The sequence below is a fragment of the Capnocytophaga sp. oral taxon 864 genome (genome assembly GCF_002998835.1).
GTDB classification, from domain to species: Bacteria; Bacteroidota; Bacteroidia; order Flavobacteriales; family Flavobacteriaceae; genus Capnocytophaga; species Capnocytophaga ochracea.
In genome coordinates this window covers 2120007-2138862 of the sequence record NZ_CP027232.1, presented here as the reverse complement: position 1 = coordinate 2138862, position 18856 = coordinate 2120007, and the positions used below count along the sequence as shown (strand labels likewise).

The 18856-nt window shown below is 38.1% G+C and carries 18 protein-coding genes; 17 read left to right on the top strand and 1 reads right to left on the bottom strand.

What is annotated here, in order from left to right:
* The first annotated feature begins 3 nt into the window (after positions 1-3).
* The 5 genes from C3V44_RS09625 (at position 4) to purN (ending at position 3468) form a co-directional block, all read left to right on the top strand.
* A complete protein-coding gene (locus C3V44_RS09625; RefSeq protein ID WP_106096313.1) occupies positions 4-384 on the top strand; it encodes a DUF4296 domain-containing protein in 381 nt (126 codons plus the stop codon).
* A 13-nt stretch (positions 385-397) separates the two neighbouring features.
* Entirely contained in the window at positions 398-1102 is a 705-nt protein-coding gene (locus C3V44_RS09620) for a DUF4271 domain-containing protein (RefSeq protein WP_106096312.1), read from the top strand.
* Between the two features lie 33 nt (positions 1103-1135).
* On the top strand, positions 1136-1885 hold the full coding sequence (locus C3V44_RS09615) for a uroporphyrinogen-III synthase (RefSeq protein WP_009410955.1): 750 nt from the start codon (positions 1136-1138) through the stop codon (positions 1883-1885).
* A 571-nt stretch (positions 1886-2456) separates the two neighbouring features.
* On the top strand, positions 2457-2837 hold the full coding sequence (locus C3V44_RS09610; protein WP_106096311.1) for a ribonuclease P protein component: 381 nt from the start codon (positions 2457-2459) through the stop codon (positions 2835-2837).
* A 67-nt stretch (positions 2838-2904) separates the two neighbouring features.
* Positions 2905-3468: a phosphoribosylglycinamide formyltransferase gene (gene purN, locus C3V44_RS09605; RefSeq protein ID WP_106096657.1), complete on the top strand. Its 564-nt coding sequence runs from the start codon at positions 2905-2907 to the stop codon at positions 3466-3468.
* Here the strand turns inward: purN and C3V44_RS09600 are convergent.
* Positions 3463-5094 carry a hypothetical protein gene (locus C3V44_RS09600; protein ID WP_106096310.1) on the bottom strand — a complete coding sequence of 544 codons (1632 nt, stop codon included), beginning with the start codon at positions 5092-5094 and terminating at the stop codon, positions 3463-3465. The two genes, purN and C3V44_RS09600, sit on opposite strands and share 6 nt — an antisense overlap.
* 762 nt (positions 5095-5856) lie before the next feature.
* On the opposite strand from C3V44_RS09600, the gene rplM reads away from it, so the two are divergent.
* The 12 genes from rplM to C3V44_RS09535 all read left to right on the top strand — a co-directional run bounded on the left by rplM (position 5857) and on the right by C3V44_RS09535 (position 18457).
* On the top strand, positions 5857-6312 hold the full coding sequence (rplM, locus tag C3V44_RS09595) for a 50S ribosomal protein L13 (RefSeq protein ID WP_002674296.1): 456 nt from the start codon (positions 5857-5859) through the stop codon (positions 6310-6312).
* Positions 6312-6698 (top strand): 30S ribosomal protein S9, encoded by a 387-nt coding sequence (gene rpsI, locus C3V44_RS09590; RefSeq protein WP_106096309.1) that lies wholly within the window; start codon positions 6312-6314, stop codon positions 6696-6698. The genes rplM and rpsI overlap by 1 nt, the downstream gene beginning before the upstream one ends.
* 111 nt (positions 6699-6809) lie before the next feature.
* Positions 6810-7535: a 30S ribosomal protein S2 gene (rpsB, locus tag C3V44_RS09585; protein ID WP_106096308.1), complete on the top strand. Its 726-nt coding sequence runs from the start codon at positions 6810-6812 to the stop codon at positions 7533-7535.
* A 123-nt stretch (positions 7536-7658) separates the two neighbouring features.
* Entirely contained in the window at positions 7659-8621 is a 963-nt protein-coding gene (tsf, locus tag C3V44_RS09580; RefSeq protein ID WP_106096307.1) for a translation elongation factor Ts, read from the top strand.
* 108 nt (positions 8622-8729) lie between these two features.
* Entirely contained in the window at positions 8730-11354 is a 2625-nt protein-coding gene (locus C3V44_RS09575; protein ID WP_106096306.1) for a reprolysin-like metallopeptidase, read from the top strand.
* A 172-nt stretch (positions 11355-11526) separates the two neighbouring features.
* A complete protein-coding gene (gdhA, locus tag C3V44_RS09570) occupies positions 11527-12849 on the top strand; it encodes an NADP-specific glutamate dehydrogenase (RefSeq protein WP_106096305.1) in 1323 nt (440 codons plus the stop codon).
* A 494-nt stretch (positions 12850-13343) separates the two neighbouring features.
* The gene (locus tag C3V44_RS09560; protein WP_106096304.1) at positions 13344-14375 is read left to right on the top strand and encodes a nitroreductase; all 1032 of its coding nucleotides are present in this window, start codon (positions 13344-13346) and stop codon (positions 14373-14375) included.
* A gap of 233 nt (positions 14376-14608) precedes the next feature.
* On the top strand, positions 14609-15562 hold the full coding sequence (locus C3V44_RS09555) for an adenylate/guanylate cyclase domain-containing protein (RefSeq protein ID WP_164996614.1): 954 nt from the start codon (positions 14609-14611) through the stop codon (positions 15560-15562).
* Complete coding sequence (locus tag C3V44_RS09550; protein ID WP_164996613.1) at positions 15553-16077, top strand: hypothetical protein; 525 nt, start codon at positions 15553-15555, stop codon at positions 16075-16077. The genes C3V44_RS09555 and C3V44_RS09550 overlap by 10 nt, the downstream gene beginning before the upstream one ends.
* Positions 16078-16289: 212 nt before the next feature.
* Positions 16290-16799: a hypothetical protein gene (locus tag C3V44_RS09545; RefSeq protein WP_106096301.1), complete on the top strand. Its 510-nt coding sequence runs from the start codon at positions 16290-16292 to the stop codon at positions 16797-16799.
* Positions 16800-16858: 59 nt separating this feature from the next.
* Positions 16859-17596 (top strand): 23S rRNA (guanosine(2251)-2'-O)-methyltransferase RlmB, encoded by a 738-nt coding sequence (gene rlmB / locus C3V44_RS09540; RefSeq protein WP_106096300.1) that lies wholly within the window; start codon positions 16859-16861, stop codon positions 17594-17596.
* 27 nt (positions 17597-17623) lie between these two features.
* Positions 17624-18457, top strand: a complete 834-nt coding sequence (locus tag C3V44_RS09535; protein WP_106096299.1) for a helix-hairpin-helix domain-containing protein — start codon at positions 17624-17626, stop codon at positions 18455-18457.
* The last annotated feature ends 399 nt before the right edge of the window (positions 18458-18856 follow it).

The following is an 18856-nucleotide window of genomic DNA, read 5'->3' as shown; positions in this document are numbered from 1 at the left end:
ACTATGAGAAGAATTATTTATATATTCGCTTTGCTATTCATTGTAGTAGCCTGCAAAAAGAACATCGTACCCAAACCCGATAAGTTTTTAGACGAAAAGCAAATGGAAAGTATGCTCTACGATTTGGCTGTTTTAGAATCTATGAAGGTTTCACAAGCCCAAATGCTAGATTCTTTACAATTCAATTCGAAACAGTTCATCTACAAGAAATATCAGCTCGATAGCCTTTCACTCGCACAAAATATGGTCTATTATGCCTCCCTGCCTAAAGACTATGACCGTATAGTGAAAAAGGTAGAAGAAAAACTCAAAAAACAACGCGATAGCATTGGAAAGCTACCCTTAGAGACCCTAAAAGAGAACCCAGCAACAGTCGAACCATAATAAAATACAGTATTTGGAAGCCTTAGAACTACATCAGTCTTATCTTTCGTGGATATTTCCTGCCTTCCTACTCATCTTTGGGTTGGTGGCTTTCCTGCGTATATTCTACCCTAAACACTTTGCCGATTATCAAAACTTACTGTTTAACAATAAATATATTGTAATTTACGGCAAAAAAGAACGCCGATTGCACCTCTTTATGACAGTGCTTTTTCTCTTGCAATGTGTGTGTTTAGCTCTTCTTTTCTATGTTATTTTAAAGAATTTTGGCATCACAGAACTTTACAACCCTCAGTTTATGTTTCTGGAATTGGTGTTTATAGTCTTGTCATTGTTAATCACAAAACTCCTCTTACAACAATGGATTAGTAGCCTGTTCGACCTTTATGATTTCGCAAGAGATTACATCTTCACCAGGGTTTCTTATTCATCTTATGCCGCAATTGTAATGGTTATACTTCTCTTTTTTGGGGTTTATATCCCTTTCACCAATAAAAATCAGCTATTTTTATTACTTTTTGTGTTAGTATCCATATTGTTAGCAATCAATGTATTAGGATGGATTAAAATCATAAAAAACAATCAAAAAGAAATAAAACCTTATTTATTCTATTTTATTTTGTATCTTTGCACCCTCGAAATCGCACCCTATATCTTTCTCATCTATGGAACAAAATACTTGATTGAAGTGCAGAAAATGGCTCAATTTGTTTCATAATAGGGCGTTAGGAGGTGTAAAGAAATAACATTTATGAAGGTAAAATCGATATTAGTTTCGCAACCAGAACCGAAAGCCGAAAGCTCACCTTATGCACAAATTATTGAAAACCACAAGGTAAAAGTGGATTTTGTGCCCTTTATTAAGGTGGAAGGAATGACCGCTAAGGACGTCAGAATGCAGAAGATTGACCTTACTAATTTTACAGCCGTTATCCTCACTAGCCGTAAATCGGTAGACCACTATTTTCGTATTGCTGAAGAAATGCGCTTTAAGGTGCCTACAACTATGAAGTATTTCTGTCAGTCCGAAGCCATCGCTTACTATTTGCAGAAGTATATTACCTATCGCAAACGCAAAATATACGTAGGTAAAAAAGAGTTTGCTGACCTTTTGCCTATCCTCAAAAAATACAAAGAAGAGAAATTTCTCTTCCCAGGTTCCGATGCCCCTAAGCCAGAGGCTACCGCAGCTTTAAACGATATCAAGATAAAATGGGAACGCGTAGTGTTCTATCGCACTGTATATTGCGATATTTCAGCCATTAAAGAAAATAAGTACGACATTCTTACTTTCTTTTCGCCCGCAGGAATAGAGGCGCTGTTTAAAAGTTTCCCCGATTTCTCACAGAAGAAAACCAAAATAGCCGTCTATGGCGATGCGACCCTAAAAGCTGCCGAAGAAGCTGGTCTTATCATTGATATTAAAGCTCCCTCACCTGAGAGCCCCTCAATGACCGTAGCACTCGACCATTATTTAGGCAAACAAAATAGCAAAAAATAGAATCTAAAATCCGTTTTCTATAAGCACCAAAGGTAAGGAAGAACTATTCTCCCTTACCTTTGGTGCTTTTTTACTTCCTTTTATAAAGAAAATCTCTAACTATCAAGAAAGACTATCTGCTTCTCCTACTTCTCGCTAAAAGTGAGCATAAAGCTATAATTTCCAGTATAAAACCTAATGCTATAAATAAAGAACCGCTAACAGGCACTTCCCAATGCAATATCTTAGCAAGAGCTCCTAAAACAATAAGCACAACACCTGCTATAAATAAAATAACACTTGCCTTCATATCTCTATTTCAACAATTAAGGTGCAAATGTACAAATTAAATAGCAAATAACAATAAAAAGATTTTTCAGCTATCTGCCACCCTTTCGTTTCTTAGCTCTTTCCTTGATTATTCCTTTTTCTTATTAACATTTATTTAACACGTGATATTCAATGAATTAACGCCTTTTCTATACCAATCTTCCAAGATTCGTATAAGCTTCCTATAAGCTTTCTATAAGCTAAGAGCACTCTTCTCATTTGTCCATTTGTTAATTCTTTCTTACCTTTGCCGTCGAATTTAATGTGTTTTATTTTGCCTACTTTTCCCAAAACCGAAAAACTCTGCAAGCGTGAAGCCATTCAGCAACTCTTTGCCCAAGCCGAGGCACTTACCTGCTATCCGCTTAGGTTGTTGTACGCCCCTATTAGTAGCTTAGAAGCTCCTTACCAACTGCTTATCAGTGTGCCCAAACGCACTTTCAAGCGCGCAGTACATCGCAATTTGCTAAAACGACGCCTGCGCGAAAGCTACCGACTCCAAAAACACCTATTGCCCGTAAAAACCGAAAAGTATGCCCTTGCCTTTCTCTATATAGGGAAAGAACTCACCGATTACGCCACCATTTACAAATCCGTAACCCAACTTATAGAAGATTTTTCTCATCAACTCACCCAAGAATAACCCATCGCTTTTGCGCTCCACCTTCCCCCTTTGAAGAGGGGTTAGGTAGATGTTTAAATTACCCCCTATGAAAAAGATTATCATTTTTGCCTCAGGTTCAGGCTCCAATGCCGAACGTATCGCTACCTATTTTCACCAAAAAGGCACTGCGCAGGTAAGCCTTATACTCTGCAACAACCCTCAGGCAGGCGTACTCACGCGTGCCAAACGCTTAGCCATTCCCTCTTTAGTCTTCAACCGACAAGCGTTCTATGAGTCGGATATCGTCCTCAATGTCCTTAAATCCCAGCACCCCGACCTTATCGTGCTGGCAGGTTTCTTGTGGAAAGTACCTGCTTATCTCACTGAGGCTTATCCTCATAAAATCATCAACATACACCCTTCTCTTTTGCCCAAATACGGCGGCAAAGGAATGTATGGCTCACACGTGCACGAAGCCGTCATTACCAATGTCGAAAAAGAAAGTGGCATCACCATTCACTATGTAAACGAACATTACGACGAAGGTAATATCATCTTCCAAGCCAAAACAACCGTACTCCCCACCGATACTCCCGATACCTTAGCCGAAAAAATTCACTTATTAGAATATGAGTATTTTCCAAGGGTCATAGAAGAGTTGCTGTCATAAATATTCTCTAAGCAAATGAAAGTCTAAATACCCTTTGCGTCCATTTTTAATGATTTTGTAAAATGAAGAGGATATCTTTTCGAGAAGCTCATACTCAGCAGTAGCCTGAGGATAGATACCTATTTTTCCGTCCTTAGAGAAAATAATCCGCTTGTCATCTTTGCTAATTTCTATAGTATCAAATGCTATAGGAAGTACTTCTTTTCCTGTGAGATACTGAGGGTCAAACATCTTTAGTTTATCAGGAGGTTCAAACTCGTATTCGTATAAAGAGAATAGTATTTTTTCATATTCTTCTGCAAAAACATTTGAAAAAGTATAGAGATACAAACCATACTTATCACCTCTTTCTACACAAATAGGAATCTGGGTAGCTATAAGTTTTTGCGTATGAGAGTCATAAAAGTATTTTCGTTCACCTATAAACGAAAGATGTTCCTCTGCAAGGCGATCGGTAAGGTAGTAATTTCGTCCGTGAAGTTTTAATTCATAGTTATCACTTATATACGACACATAGTATTCATATGTTAAGGAATCTTTCTCTATGTGATAGCCCAATTTAGGTGATCTATATACATCATTCCCCTGTCTAAAAATCATTTGTCTTAAGTTTTTCTTTGTTTGTTGGATATTGTAATAGCTCACCCCTTTATCAGTAAGCATTTCTATAGAGCCATTATCCGTAAGATAAGCCGATAGCACTCCCGTAAGCGGTTGTTTTTCAAAAAGAGAATTGTAGATATCTATTTGAGTTCCTTCTTTCCCGATAATAGCCCAGCGATTGAAGAGAATCGTATCGTAACTTTTAGGCAATACATTTTGAAGGTATCGGTTTTTGAGTTCGTATTTATCACCTTTAGGAAGCAGATATAAAAACTCATTTATCTTGTGATAGTCGTAATAATCAGATAAATCGTAAAAGTCTGTAAGGTAGGAGGTATCAATAGACTTCCCATTTTCAGCTTTCAAAGAAGTACAAACACTGTATCCGTTTGATATAAATAGCGTTTTATGCTGCAAAGGCACTATCATATCCGATTCTTTTAAAAGATATACCTTTTTACCCTCACCAAAATCGAGCGCCATTAGAGGAAAATACCTCACCTCATAAGGTCGCCATTTCTTAATTTTGGTTTCTTCAGTATAGAAATATCCACCTACATCTTCTGAATCAGCTTTTTTGTATTGCAGGAGTTGTACAGTTGCCAGTGATGGATTTAAAAACTTTACAATGGTTTTGGCTCTTTTTTTATACTTGCCATTATCTTCAGAAAAAGACAATAAATGAGAGGTAACAAGCGGGTGGTTTATAAAGTTTGCCCATTCAGTAGGACGAATGTCGCGTGGATAGATGAGTTTATCTCCCTTTTCTAATAATTCGGATAGCGTTTTTTCTTTGGTATCATATTTCCACGACAGGGTAAAAGGGCGGTAATACCCCTGATAGGTTTCATCGTAGTGTTTTTGTAGTGAAGCTTCAACATATTTGCCATTTTGGGTTTGTTTATAGACTGTTATGTCACTATCTTTATTGTAAACAATGAGGGCAATGTCTTGAGATGGCAAGGTATATTGCGCATAAGCCAAAGATGTAAAAAGAGATAATATGGCAAAACAAAGTTTCATTTTGAAGGGTGTTTTAATTTTATAGGGCAAAAATATATTTTTTCTAACATATTTCAAACAAAAACATTAAATTTATCTCAGTTTTTGTCCAAATAAGACAATAAAAGAAATATATGGTGTGTCAACCCGAAAAAAAGAGAGGCATCACCATTCACTATGTAAACGAACATTACGACGAAGACAATCCTCTTTTTTACTAACTCTTATCTTCCTAACTGCTAATTTAGATATTAGAAAAATGTTAATGATTCTTAAATCCCTGCAAATATTTTAAAGTTTAGAAAACAGAACACTTGATAGTCTTTTGTAGGTCTAAAAATGTTAAAACATTGCATATCAATAAAATGAAAAGAACACCTTCTTTGTCGTTTAATAGGAGTTTGACCGAAGGAAGAGCGAAGCTAAGACGAACCTATACCGAAGCTAAGGCGAAGGAAAGACGTTAGTATGTTGAATATCAATAGAAGAAATGTGCTTCATAAATTATTGAAGAAAAAATCATAAAATAGAGTTTTTAACAAATAAAACGCAATATTTTAATTTCTCACTCTGAACTCGTATTAATTTAAATTTTGGCTAATTTGCTAATTTCCTAATTTCTTAATTTGCTAATTACCACATTCTTACCTCTTACCTCTTACCTCTTACCTCTCAAAAATTTTGCAGTTTCAAATATTTGTCGTACTTTTGCGCCCTAAAAATAAAAGTGTCGTTTGATGACACTACTAAGGAATGTTTAATTTTTAATAAAAATCACAAAGAGTGGACACATTAAGCTACAAAACCATCTCTGCCAACAAAGCCACTGTAAACAAAAAGTGGGTCTTGGTAGATGCTGATGGACAGACTTTGGGTCGCCTTGCCTCTAAAGTAGCCAAGCTACTTCGCGGTAAGTACAAACCCGAATTTACCCCTCACGTTGATTGTGGCGATAACGTAATTGTTATCAACGCCGAGAAAATCAACCTTACAGGGAACAAATGGGAAGATAAAAGCTATCTTCGCCACACTGGTTACCCAGGAGGACAACGCTTCACAGGAGTAAAACAACTCCTCGACAAACACCCAGAACGTATCATCGAAAAAGCTGTAAAAGGTATGTTACCAAAAACAAGATTGGGTGCAGCAGTTTTACGTAATTTAAAAGTGTATGCAGGTACCGAGCACAAACAAGAAGCTCAACAACCTGTTACCATTAACTTAAACGATTTGAAATAATGGAAGTAATTCACACCATTGGTAGACGAAAAACCGCCGTAGCGCGTATCTACCTTAAAGCAGGTAACGGTACTATCACCGTAAACAAACGCGAACTCAACAATTATTTCACTACCCCTACACTACAATACAAAGTAAAACAAGCCCTCAGCCTTGTAGGTGCTGAAGATGCTTACGATGTAAAAGTAAACGTGTATGGTGGTGGTATCACTGGTCAAGCCGAAGCCGTTCGTTTGGCTATCGCTCGCGCACTTTGCGAACTCGACGCTGAAAACCGCGCCATATTGAAACCCGAAGGGCTCCTCACTCGCGACCCTCGTATGGTTGAGCGCAAGAAATTCGGTCAGAAAAAAGCCCGTAAGAGATTCCAATTCTCTAAACGTTAATATCAATTTGCTCCTTAGTTTAGCATCCAAATGGCTCAGGCGGTTATCTAAAATTTATAAAATCTCTCCAAGCTATTGCTAATAGTAGGAACGTAAACTATTTAAAAAGAAATGGCAAATAACATAGAAATTAAAGATTTATTAGATGCAGGCGTACATTTCGGTCACCTTACCCGCAAATGGAATCCTAATATGGCTCCCTACATCTATATGGAACGCAACGGTATCCACGTAATCAACTTGTACAAAACCGCTGCTAAAATTGAAGAGGCTGCAGAAGCCCTCAAAAAAATCGTAGCCTCTGGCAAAAAAGTACTTTTTGTGGCTACTAAAAAACAAGCAAAAGACGTTGTTGCCGAAAAAGCAACTTCAGTAAAAATGCCTTACATCACCGAGCGTTGGCCTGGTGGTATGCTTACTAACTTTGTAACTATCCGTAAGGCAGTAAAGAAAATGTCGTCTATCGATAAAATGAAAAAAGACGGTACTTTCGATACCCTTTCAAAACGTGAAAAACTACACGTAGAACGTATGCGCGAAAAACTCGAAAAGAACTTAGGGTCTATCGCCGATATGTCTCGCCTCCCTGGTGCTCTATTTGTAGTCGATACACTCCGTGAACACATCGCTGTAAGAGAAGCGCAAAAATTAAACATTCCTATTTTCGCAATGGTAGATACAAACTCCGACCCTCGTGAGGTGGATTTTGCTATCCCTGCCAACGACGACGCTTCTAAAGCTATCGAAAAAGTACTTTCTTACATCACCGAAGCTGTAAACGAAGGTCTTTCAGGTAGAACAGCCGAAGCTAACAAAGAAGCTGAAGCAACTGAATAAATCAAATAAGCTTTGACAAAGTCCCAAACTTTGTCAAAGCCTTAAAATTATTTTTTAACTCACTTTCACCGGCTTCTCCCTCCCCTCGGGGGAGGGCTGGGGAGAGGATAAACATTAATAAAAATGGCAAATATTACCGCCGCAGACGTAAATAAACTCCGCCAAGCTACCGGCGCAGGTATGATGGACTGTAAAGCTGCCCTCATCGAAGCCGAAGGCGATTTCGATAAAGCAATAGAAGTATTGCGCAAAAAAGGTCAGAAAGTAGCTGCTAAACGCGCTGACCGCGATTCTAAAGAAGGGGCTGCTATCGCACAAGTGAATGCTAACCACACAGTAGGTGCTATCATCTCTCTCAACTGTGAGACCGACTTCGTAGCCAAAAATGCCGATTTCGTAGCCCTCGCTAAAGATTTAGCTGATCTCGCCCTTACTGTAAATAGCAAAGACGAACTTCTTGCCCTTAACTACAAAGGTATTACCGTAGCCGAAAAACTCCTTGAACAAACAGGTGTGATCGGTGAGAAAATAGAACTCGGGGCTTTCGAAAAAGTAGAAGCGCCTTTTGTAGGTTCTTATATTCACCACGGTAACAAAATCGCTGCAATCGTAGGCTTATCAGCTGCAATCGCTGATGCTGCCGAAGTAGGTAAAAACTTGGCGATGCAAATCGCTGCTATGGGTGCTGAAACTCTTTCTTACAAAGATTTCTCTCCTGAGTACATCGCTAAAGAAACCGAAGCACGCATCGCTATTATCGAAAAAGAAAACGAAGAGTTACACCGTTTGGGCAAACCGCTCAAACACGTACCTCAATACGTTTCTCAAGCACAACTCACTCCCGAAGTATTAGCTAAAGCTGAAGCCGATGCTAAAGCTGAATTGAAAGCTGAAGGTAAACCAGAACAAATTTGGGATAAAATCCTTCCTGGTAAGATGCAACGCTTCATCTCCGATAACACTACCCTCGACCAAGAGAAAGCTCTCCTCGACCAAGTGTACATCTACGATGAAAGTAAAAAAGTATCCGATTTTGTAAAATCTAAAAATGTAGAGATTACAGCTTTCAAACGCGTAGCCTTGTAATTTATATATTTAAATGATATATGTTAAAAACTCCTCTTACTATTGAGTAGGGGGAGTTTTTCTCTAACTACTAACAACCCTCTTAAAAAACATTACCCAATAATAGAAATGAAACATATTATCTATTTATTCCTCTACCTCAGTTTTACTACTGCTCAAGCACAATGGAATATTGCCCTTCCTAATGGCGAAACCCTTAATCTCCAATGGCAAGAGCGCGAAAACTCTCAGCAAAATAAAGGTATTCACACCTTTGTAGGCTACAGCCAAAACCAGTTTGTGGCTACTTTGGTAGTACCCCCTAATAAAGAGGCTTCTGGTAGCTTGCAATGGGAAGGGACTACTTACCAACTTATAGGCTCACAGCAAGGTAAGCTATCAGCAAAAGAGCGACTCCGCCATAACCCCAATGCAAAATGTGGTACCGATACTCACCAGCACACCTCTCATTTTCCTTCTCCTCAAAACAGCCCTACAGTACGCCCTATCACCACTACTACATCTATAATGCCTAACGACCCTGAGGGGGTTCTCTATCTCTATCGCTTGGCAGTATTGGTTGATTACTACGATTTTGCCCATACTTTCGGCAGTGATATCACACAAGTAAAAAACTTCCTGCTCAACCTCGAAACTTTTCTCAACGAGGTATATGTACGCGATATAGGAGTGAAATTCAGCATCGTAGACGATAACCGACTCATTATTCAGGAAGCTACTAAGCAGTTGTACAATCAAAAATCACGACGAGATATCATCGAAAATTCAACTGAAAAAATCAATGAACTCATTGGTGATAAACAATATGATTTAGGAATTGTAATCGGTCCTGGCACCGATGCTACCTTATCAGGACTCGCTTTCTTTTCTGGAGGATTTCGTCTTGTAAGAAAAGGAGGGGCTTCGGCAATAGCTGAAAATGCAACCATCGCTCACGAAATCGGACATTTATTTGGTGCCGATCACACTTTTAAAAACGTCTACTCAGGTAACTCTCTTTATACAGAACCTGGATACGGTCAATCACTGATGGGCTATAGCAACGATTTTCCCGATGGAGCTTTCTTTTCACTCCCTACCGCTTATCAAATACGTAGCGGGATTGTCAATAGGTCTTATTTCAAAGATTCTCAGCGCACTCAGTTAGTAGACCGCAATGGGAATGATGTGAGTAATTTCAATTATGCTTATGGTATCAAAACCGAAAACTCTTTTCCTACAATCGACCGCACTAAACTACAAGAAACCTATACCATTCCTAAGGACACTTATTTCCAATTCCGTATCAAGGCGACAAACACTAACAATCTTCCTATTTATTACACAGCGCAACTCACCAGTAGGGCAGGAGTAAACGATCCTAAGTTCCTCACTCGTAAGGGGAAAACAGAAGGGAATCCTATCACTTTCCAAACACAATACAGCGATTTAGGAGGCTTTATAGAGTATACACGTCCCAATGCAAAAGGCGAACACCTCTTTTGGGTGGCAACCTCTAATCCTGCGCCCCAACACTTTGTGAATTACGATATGGTAGCTGTAAAGGTGAACATCGCCGACGGTAAAACTTTCGCTATCACTAACGGAATGAACGACGAGTACCAAGGGGGTGATAAAATAACACTTCATTGGCAAGTAGATCCTAACTTCTTTGACCCCAATAGCAAAGTGCGCATCTTCCTTTCCGATGATTTAGGTAAAACTTTTAAATATACTTTGGTAGAAACCACCGAAAACGATGGTACTTGCGAGATTACACTTCCTAATATCGAGATAGGCACAGTAGAATGGGGCAAACAACCAAAAATCCAACTTCCTGCGGGGGTTATCAAAGTGGAAGTGATAGACCATATCGCTTTTGCTATCACCAATGTAGCGCCTTATAAAACCTCTAACGGAAAATCAGTGCCTAATGGAGGCTTTAAAATTAAAAAGAAAACAGGAACGCCCTCTCCTTTAACTTTTGTAGAGAATAGCAAACCCAAAAATGTAACCGTTCAATGTGCTAATGAGATACCTGCACCTGCCAACCCTATAACCGAAGGGGGCTGTGGAGCAGTAACTATTACCCATACAGATAAAAAGCTTGCTGGAACTTGTCCCAATAGCTTTACCATTCAGCGCACATTCAAGGCTTACGATGGCTGTGAAACCATTACTTATCAACAAACAATCGTAGTGAATGATACCCAAAAACCTACTTTTGTAGGGAGCTTACCTCAAGATGCAACGATTGATGAAGGAGCTAAAATACTTCTTGGGGCTACTCTTACTGCTACCGATAATTGTAAAGGTACATTTCAAGTCGTTCCTACCAAAGAAACCCTTGGCAATAAAATAATATATACTTGGGTAGCCAAAGATGATTGTGCTAATGAGTCAGTACACAAGCAAACCATTATAGTAAGACCCATAGCAAAAAAACCACAGCAAGAGCCAGAGAAAAACATTGTTATCTACAATGGCATTTCTACCGAGAATACTAACAATTATTTCACAGTAGAAGGAGCAGATACTAATAGTTCTATTCATCTTCTCATTTTTGATGAAATGGGGTTAAAAGTATATGAAAACGAGCATTATGGCAAAAATGGCGATTATTTTAGAGGTTATGCCAATGCCAAAGGTTTTATAGGGAATAGCAAAGCTCTTCACGGCACTTATTTCTATATCGTTCGTTACAGCAAGCGCGGAAAAGAAGAACAACAAAAAGGCTTTTTATATGTAAGGTAAAACTTCATTTTCTTTTGAAAATAAATCTTTTTAATAAAAACTTCTTTCGTTTTCTTTGCACATTTCAATAATATTAACTACTTTTGTCGCTCATTAATATATTTGCGTAACTAAATAATTCATTAACACATAATTCATAACTAATTAAATATATTATGGACGTAAAAAAATAATGACCTCCTTAGAGGCAAAACACCCAGGAGAAAAAGAGTACTTGCAAGCAGTACACGAAGTGCTTGAATCAGTACAAGAGGTGTACAACCAGCACCCCGAATTTGCCAAAGCTAAAATTATAGAACGTATCGTAGAGCCCGACCGCATTCATACCTTCCGCGTGGATTGGGTAGATGATAAAGGCGAAGTGCAAAGCAACCTCGGCTACCGCGTGCAGTTCAACGCTGCCATAGGTCCCTATAAAGGTGGTATCCGTTTCCACAAAGCTGTAAACCCTTCAATGCTTAAATTTCTTGGCTTCGAACAAACTTTCAAAAATGCACTTACTACCCTGCCTATGGGAGGTGCTAAAGGGGGTTCTGATTTCGACCCTACCGGTAAATCCGATGCTGAAATTATGCGTTTCTGCCAAGCCTTTATGCTCGAACTTTGGAAATACATAGGCCCTGATACCGACGTGCCTGCTGGCGATGTGGGTGTAGGCGGACGCGAAATAGGCTATATGTACGGTATGTACAAGAAATTAGCCCACGAGTATAACACTGGGGTACTCACCGGTAAAGGTATCAACTGGGGAGGTTCGCTCATTCGTCCTGAAGCTACAGGTTATGGCGCGCTCTACTTTGTAGACCATATGCTTAAAAAACTCGGCAAAGACATCAAAGGACAACGCGTAGTAGTATCAGGATTTGGTAACGTAGCGTGGGGTGCCTCACAAAAAGCAACTCAGTTGGGTGCCAAAGTTATCGGACTTTCAGGCCCCGATGGTTGTGTAGAAGTACCTAATGGTATGACTCACGAAATGATTGACTATATGCTCGAACTCCGCGCTTCTAACCGCAACATCGTAGCTCCTTTTGCCGAAAAATTTGCTAAAGAAAGTAAGTTTACCGCAGGTAAAAAAGCGTGGACTATCCCTTGTGATATTGCCTTACCTTGTGCTTTCCAAAACGAATTAGACGGCAATGACGCTCAAATGCTTATCAAAAATGGTGTAAAACTCGTAGCCGAAGTATCGAATATGGGTTGTACTCCTGAGGCAATCAAAGTGTTCCAAGATGCTAAATTGCCTTTTGCCCCAGGTAAAGCAGTGAATGCAGGAGGAGTAGCTACTTCAGGTCTTGAAATGACTCAAAACGCAGCGCACCTCGCGTGGAGAGCTGAAGAAGTTGATGCTAAGTTGCACCAAATTATGGAGTCTATCCACAACGCTTGCCTCAAATATGGTCAGGAAGATGGTTATATTAACTACGTGAAAGGTGCTAACATTGCAGGCTTTATGAAAGTAGCGCACGCAATGCTCGACCAAGGCGTGGTTTAATTTAATAAACAATTGATAATGAACAATCAACAAAAAAGCTGCTTCTTAAAATGAGGCAGCTTTTTTTAATCCTTTTACTTCTTATGAATAATCTTTATATATAAATACCGATTTCTTTCGATTTTCTTCTCACTTTTCACCCTCTAACCACTCACTTTTAACTATTCACTATCAACTACTTATACACCTTTTCTATACCAATCGTCCAAGATTCGTATAAGCTTCCTATAAGCTCTCTATAAGCTAACCCCACCCTCCTAACAGCCTTTTTTCACCAAAAATCCCCTTAGCCTCCTTCTGAAAAACTCCGTTTCCTTCCGATAGTTCAGATATGTCACTTTTAGGGGTATACACTTTGCCAAAGTTTTTGCCTATGCGGCTCGCACCTCATTTTCTAATTCTCTAATTGCCATTCACGCATTTCTTAACCCAAGTTCATTTTTCCATCGCTTTTTCACCGTTACTTTGCACTGTAAAACAAAAACAACTTAAAAATGAACTTAAAAATGTTTAGTATCACACTTCTTATGACGTTGGCTACCTTAAAGTCCAACGGTCAAAATCCTGACCTCCTCACATTGGTCACTGCGGCTACACAAGCCCCTTCAGGTCACAATTCTCAACCTTGGTTCTTCACTGTTGAGAACAACCGCATCATTATTACGCCCGATTTTACCAAAGCGCTCCCTGCGGTAGACGGCAAACACCGCGAACTGTTTATGAGCTTGGGCTGTGCTCTGGAAAACCTCTGCCTAAAAGCCACCGAATTGCACTATCACACTCAGGTACAACTCACCAGCGAAGGCGTCATCACCGTGCTTTTGCAAAAACGAGAAGATGTAACACCCAGTTCCTTAGCAGCTGTCATTCCTAAACGCCAAACCAACCGTTCGGTATACGACGGCAAACGCATCGACGCTCCTTTGCTCCAAAGTTTAGTAAGCAAAGCTATGGACGATACGGGCGCAAAGCTCTACACTTTCGCCAATGGTTCTCCGCTTTTTGCAACACTCACCGAAGCAGTAATGCAAGGCAATGCAGTGCAAATGGCTGACCCCGCTTTCAAAAACGAACTCCTCTCGTGGATACGCTTCAACAAAAAGCATTCTGAAAGCACTCACGACGGACTCAGTTACGCAGTGCTCGGCGCTCCTAATCTCCCTCGTTGGGTAACCGAGCCCATTGTAAAGGCATCACTAAAAGCCGATAAGCAAAACAAAACCGACTTGAAGAAGATACAATCTTCCTCCGATATAGTGCTTATCACTTCTGAGAAAGACGATATCCGCACCTGGATAAATACAGGTTGTTTATTAGAACGCTTTTTGCTCGTCCTTACCGAAGCAGGTATTGCCAATGCTTACCTCAATCAGCCGTGTGAAGTGCCCGAACTCCGTGCGCAACTGCAAGCCGATTTGCCCATTGCAAAAGCCTATCCACAAATCCTCTTGCGCATCGGCTATGCGAAGCCTGTAGCTTATTCCAAGAGAAAAGATATCAAAGAAGTAATTAAAAATCGCAAATAAAGTCTCTTTTGCAATATCAACTTTGCCAAAGTTTCTACCCGCCCGTCGCGCTACGACCTTTGGCAAAGTTTAAATCTATAATTAGTTATTTAATTATATTGTTCTATTTCATTACTCTCATTACTATTTAAAAATTATTCATTTGCAGAAAGAAGAAGTTTTTAGTATTTTTGCCGAAAATTATAAAATAACATATAAATATGATAACTATACAAAGTAGATTAATTGAAAGAATGAAAAATACAGAAGATATTTCTTTAGAAGAAATCTTTGGTGATGATTTTATGGATGATTCAAATAAAAAAGGGATGAATATAAAAGATAAATTATCTGAAATTGAGTTAGATATAAAGGATGTAAGAAATTTAGGGTTTAGTTATACAAGCGCTAAAGAAGTTCCATCAAGAGGGGATACTGTTCTTACCTTTGAAAAAGGTAAAGATAAAAAAGGTAAAGAGATAGAAACTTGTGTTTTGTTTGTAGATATAAGAAACTCTGTACAATTGAATGAAAAACATTCTTCTAATACGATGGGGAAGATATATACTGCTTTTACTAAGTCAATGTTAAAGATAGCACAATATCATTCGGGAGAAGTCAGAAATATAATAGGAGATAGAGTAATGATTGTATTTCCTACAGAAAATTGTGCTGAAAATGCAGTCGAATGTGCTGCATCTATTAACCATATTTCAGAAATTATGAATGAGGTTTTTAGCGATGTTGATTTTAGATGCGGGATAGGCATTGACTATGGTAAAATGAGAGTTATAAAAGTAGGTATAATACGACTGGGAGATAATAATGTAGAGAATAAGAATTTAGTTTGGATTGGAAACCCTGCAAATATAGCTTCAAGGTTAACCGATATAGCAAATAAAGAAATAGATCTTGTGTGTGTAAGTTATGAGGGTTTTTTAGGGAGTGCACCTTCAGTAGAAAAAAGGATGAATTATGAAGAATTTTTTAATAAATTTGAATCGGAAAAAGGAAACTTTTATTTTTCTAGAGAAAAGATTTTAGATTTAAAAAAAGAAAAACAAGCAATACCTCCAATACTTATAACAAAGAATGTTTATGATCATTTATCTCCAAGTATTAGAGATCTTTTTAAGGAACAAGGTATAAATATAAAAAATAGTTCAACAAAAATATACGGAGCAGATTTAGAATGGGAATGGGAATAAAAATAGACATAGCAATTAAGAGGTTAGAAATGGTAACTCAATGGATTTCTAACTGTGATACCAAAATCTCTTTTGTATTGACTTTTTATGGTGTTGCAATAACAATTTTATTTACCTCAGGTTTTGATTTTTATAAAATACTTCATTTTGAGTGTACAGGAGGTTCTTTTTCAGATGTTATTCATTTTTTTAGGATGATTATTTGTTTGGCATTTTTTGTTTTATTGTGTTCTACTTTTTATTATATATTCAAAACTTTAAAAGCAAGAGTAGAGCCAAACACAAAAGATTCCAATATATTTTTTGGACTAATAGCAAAAAAGGAGTTTGAGGATTTTCAAAAAGAAGTTGATAATGAAACACAAGAAGACTTTTTAAAAGATATTAATAATCAAATATATATAAATTCAAAAATAGCAGATGAGAAATTTTTATTTTACAATAAAAGTTTGAATAGCTTATTTTGGTCACTGATAGTGTTTTTTATACTTTTAGTGCTAAATACATTTAGCTAAGTATAATATTGACTTTTTTGATAAAAATATATTATCTTTGCGTTGTGTTTTTAATATTACTAAAATGGATCAATAGTTGAAAAATAGTTCTTACTGATTTATATTATATTGTTACCTTTGAGTAGTGTCCTTTCCCTTTTTTGAATAGAACTGATGAATGTTTATAATCAGTAGGTTAATTCAATTATTGATTGATATTAATAACTTTGAGTATGGAGAAAATAGCAGAACTTATACTTAGTCTTTGGGATAAATCTACCAATAGAAGATTAAAAGATATTGAAAAAGAAACGGAATTATTTAATCTTTTAAAAGAGAAAGGATTAAATGATTTTAAAGAGATAGAATTTGAAATTATTTTTTATAGACTTACAGGTATTAAAACTAATTATGCTTTTGCTCAAAAACTAATAAAGTTTAAGAAAGAGATTGGTGGTAAATATACTTTTGATTATTATAGGAAAATATTTCCATATTTGGTAGAAGATGAAAATGGGAATATAAAAGTTAATATCAATTATTGGCAAGAAGCAATACTTAAATTTATTTTGTGGGGAATTCTTATTTTTTCACCAATTGTTTTTTGTTTAATTATTTTTCTTAATGAATACTCCTCAGAAAGAGATTTAGTATTTAAAATTTTAGGTTATACAATTTCTGTATTTTTATTTTTTTTATTCATCTTATATTTTACGATAGTGCATATAAAGCTTCATATTTAAAAAAGAAAATAGACAAAACTATGACTGGTTCTAATAATGTGTAGTTAACTTCTTATAATATGCAAGAACAAGAATCCCAAATATACGGCATTCGTGCCCTGATAGAAGCTCTCAAAGCAGGTAAAACCATCGATAAAGTCTTCTTGCAAAAAGGCTTACAAGGTAGTTTGTTTAGAGAGCTAATGCCTCTACTGCAAGAAGCCCAAGTGCCCGTGCAGTATGTGCCCGTTGAGAAACTGAACCGCCTTACCAAGAAAAACCACCAAGGGGTAGTGGCGAACCTCTCCCCCGTAGATTATCACAACTTTGAGGATTTGGTAATCTCAGTTACCGAAAGCGGAGCGACACCACTTTTCCTTGTGTTAGACCACCTTTCTGATGTGCGCAACTTTGGTGCGATTATCCGCACGGCAGAGTGTACAGGTGTTTCGGGGATTATCATTCCTAAGCGTGGCAGTGTGAGTATCACCGCCGATACTGTCAAAACCTCGGCTGGAGCTGTGTTTCGCGTGCCTATCTGCAAGGTCGAAAACCTTGTAGATGCGGTCTACTACCTGCAAGGCAGTGGCATTAGGGTAGTGGCAGCAACCGAAAAGACTAGTCAATTGCTATACGCCGAAGACTTTACGGTACCTACCGCTATTGTGATGGGGGCGGAAGACGTCGGGGTATCGCCAGCAGTACTCAAAGTAGTAGATAGCAAAGCCAAATTGCCAATGGTAGGCGATATCAGTTCGCTAAACGTTTCGGTAGCTTGTGCTGTTTTCTTGTACGAAGCTCTCAAACAACGACTCTAATCTTCCAAACCCTATCTCCTAAAACCGATGAACCGCCAACAAACCCGAGGTGTCCTTTTTTTGCTATTGCTTATCATAGTACTACAATTTGCCTTTCGTAATCTCAGTTTTAACCGCACTTTCGCCCCTACTGAAACTACTGTACTTCAACGGGAGATGGACTCGCTAAGAGCTCTTGTTTCCTTGCCTAAAAAAGATACCATTTACCCTTTCAATCCCAATTTTATTACAGACTACAAAGGCTTCAAACTCGGACTCACTCCAGAGCAAATCGACCGCTTGCAAGCTTTTCGCGCACAGAATAAGTATGTCAATTCTGCCGAAGAGTTCCAACAAGTAACCGGTGTGCCTGACAGTCTTCTGCACAAAATAGCCCCTTCTTTTAAGTTCCCCGAATGGGTGAAAAACCGCAGAACTTCTTCTTATATCTATGAAAAATACCCCCAAAAACACTACCCCAAACAAGATATCAACACCGCAACTGCCGAAGAACTGATGAAAATCTACGGTATAGGCGAAGGCTTTTCTAATCGCATCTTGAAATACCGCAACAAATTGCACGGCTTTACCTATATCAACCAAGTGGCGGAAGTCTACGGACTCGAAAAGGAAGTATACGAACGAGTAGCCGAGCGCTTTGAGGTACAAACAACACCCGTGATTGAGAAGAAGGACATCAATACTCTCAATATGTACGAACTCAGCAAAATTCCTTATGTGAAATACGGAGAAGGCAAGAAGATAGTAGGCTTGCGTTCCGAGCTCGGTACGCTCAAATCCTTTGATGACCTTTTGCAAATAGAGGGTTTTGATAAACAACGCATCGCCCGATTGCAGTTGTATCTCTATATCGAACAGTAGCCTTCAAGATAATTAAAAAGAATTTCGTTCTTCTTTAACACTTTTTTTTCAATAAGTAAACTCCCTCTTTTTACCAATTGAAATTCAACTAACTAACGTCCTTCCTTCGTCTTTCCTTCGTCTTAGGTTCGTCTTAGCTTCGCTTTACCTTCGGTGTAGGTTCGCTTGTTCTTCAGAAAACGTAAAACACTTATTTATTTGTTTTACAGCCGATTAATATGTTTTATGGTATAAAATACCTAAAAGTATTTTCCTTGTTTAATACTGAAAAAAATGCAGCCATATAACAAACTTTAACATTTTTTCTTCAATCTTATTGCCACTATGCACCATTTTTATTGAATAACACTTCTCTGACAATTAACACTCTTCTTTTCACCCTCTGATTAAAAAAAACGT